The 2,175-nt window shown below is 73.1% G+C and carries 3 protein-coding genes; all 3 read left to right on the top strand.

What is annotated here, in order from left to right; genetic code table 11:
• Window positions 1–499, top strand: a 499-nt coding sequence (locus ACTUAL_RS21305) for a sodium:solute symporter family transporter (protein ID WP_440901487.1), incomplete at its 5' end; no start/stop codon positions are given.
• A complete protein-coding gene (locus ACTUAL_RS21300; protein ID WP_440901486.1) occupies window positions 496–1,671 on the top strand; it encodes a histidine kinase in 1,176 nt (391 codons plus the stop codon). The genes ACTUAL_RS21305 and ACTUAL_RS21300, both read left to right, overlap by 4 nt.
• A gap of 51 nt (window positions 1,672–1,722) precedes the next feature.
• Window positions 1,723–2,058, top strand: a complete 336-nt coding sequence (locus ACTUAL_RS21295) for a PadR family transcriptional regulator (RefSeq protein WP_096496147.1) — start codon at window positions 1,723–1,725, stop codon at window positions 2,056–2,058.
• Window positions 2,059–2,175: the final 117 nt, after the last annotated feature.

The raw sequence follows: 2,175 nt of genomic DNA, 5'->3' as shown, positions 1-2,175 counted from the left end.
GACCTCGTCGGGGCTGATCGTGTCGCTGGCCGGGGTGCTGAGCCGGGACGTGCTGCGGTTGCGCGGGGTGCGCGGGTTCCGGCTGGCGACGCTGGTGGCGGTGACCGCGCCGCTGCTGGTGACGCCGCTGCTGGGGCGGGTGCCGGTGGCGGACGTGGTGGGGCTGGCGTTCGCGGTGGCGGCGTCGTCGCTGTGCCCGCTGCTGGTGCTGGGGATCTGGAGCACGCGGATCACGACGGTCGGGGCGGTCGCCGGGATGCTCGCGGGCGGGGTGCCCGCGCTGGCGGCCGGGATGGTGACGATCGCGGCGGGGCCGAGCGAGGCCTGGTACCACGCGCTCCTGGCGCGCCCGGCGGCGTGGACGGCGCCGCTGGGGTTCGTGGTCATGTACGCGGTGTCGCTGGCGACGCCGAAGCGGGTGCCACCGGGGGTGAACCACGTGATGGTGCGGTTGCACGCGCCGGAGAACCTGGGACTGCGCAGTCAGGACCGGTTGTGACGGCGCTGGGGACGGCGGGCGCGGTGCTGCTCGCCGGGGTCGCGGTGGTGGTGACGCTGTGGTGGACGTCCAAGCGGCGCAACGACTTCGTGACGCAGGAGCAGCGGATCACGTTCGAGACGCTGCACACGGCGTGGTCGGCGGCCCCGCCGCTGCGGGCCGGGCTGGTGCCGGACGCGGCGCGGAAGTCGGCGCGGCACCTGAGGACGCTGCTCGGGACACCGGCGCTGGCGCTGACCGACGAGGAGCAGGTGGTCGCCTGGGAGGGCGCCGGGGAGCACCACTCGGCGGAGGCGCTGGGGTTGGCGCGGGAGGTGTTCGCGACCGGGCGGACGCGGGCGTTCGACGTGTCCTGTGCGGAGGCGGACTGCCCCGTGCACACGGCGGTGCTGGCGCCGCTGACGGTGGAGGGGCGGGTCGTCGGGGTGCTGGCGGCGTACAGCCGGGAGGCGTCGGCGGGGTTGGTGCGGGCGACCAACGAGGTGGCGCGGTGGGCGTCGGGGCAGCTGGAGCTGGCGGAGCTGGACCGGTCGCGGACGCGGTTGGTGGAGGCGGAGGTGCGGGCGCTGCGGGCGCAGATCTCGCCGCACTTCATCTACAACTCGCTGTCGGCGATCGCGTCGTACGTGCGGACGAACCCCGAGCGGGCGCGGACGTTGCTGCTGGACTTCGCGGACTTCACGCGGTACTCGGTCCGGCGGGCGGGGGACTTCACGACGCTGTCGGAGGAGCTGAGGTCGATCGACCAGTACCTGGCGCTGGAGCGGGCGCGGTTCGGCGAGCGGTTGCAGGTGACGCTGCAGATCGCCCCGGAGGTCCTGCCGGTGACGGTGCCGTTCCTGTGCTTGCAGCCGCTGGTGGAGAACGCGGTGCGGCACGGGATGGAGGGGAAGGTCGGGCCGGGGCTGATCTCGATCACGGCGGAGGACGCGGGGGACGAGGCGCGGATCACCGTGGAGGACGACGGGATCGGGATGGACCCGGAGGCGCTGCGGCGGACGCTGGCGGGGAAGGTGGGGGCGACGGCGGGGATCGGGTTGGGGAACATCGACGAGCGGTTGCGGCGGTGCTACGGGGACGACTACGGGTTGGTCGTGGAGACCGCGCAGGGGTTGGGGACGAAGGTGAGCGTGCGGGTGCCGAAGTACCGGGCTGGGGTGCACGCGGACTAGCGGGCGCGTTGGGCGGTTGTGCGGCTATCTCTACATATCTAGAGTTGAGCCGTGGGCAGGAAACCACGGGCGACCAACGCGACTCTGGACGTGCTGGAGGCGCTGCTGGAACCCGATCAAGAGCTGTACGGGCTGAAGATCGCGAAGATGATCGACCGGCCGACCGGCAGCGTGTTCCCGATCCTGGCCCGCCTGGAGGACCTGGGCTGGGTCGTGAGCGAGTGGGAGCAGGCTGACCCGGTCAGCCGGGGCCCACGCCGCCGCTTCTACCGGCTGAGCCCGGAAGGCTTGGCGGAGGCGAGGGCGATGCTGGACGGACGTCGCACGCGGCGCTCGCCCCTTTCGTCCGACCACCCCCTCGCGCCCCGACCTGGAGAGTGCCTGTGAGCGGCGGAGCGCTCCCCTGGTTAGCGGCGGCCGTGCTGCTGCCGTTGGTGGTCAACGAGTTCAAGGACTGGTGGCCGTGGTTGGCGGTCCGGGTGGTGCGGTGGTCCGCGCGCCGCC

It is taken from the genome of Actinosynnema sp. (genome assembly GCF_052038725.1).
Note: the sequence above shows the minus strand (reverse complement) of the source record. Positions and strands in the feature narration are given on the sequence as shown.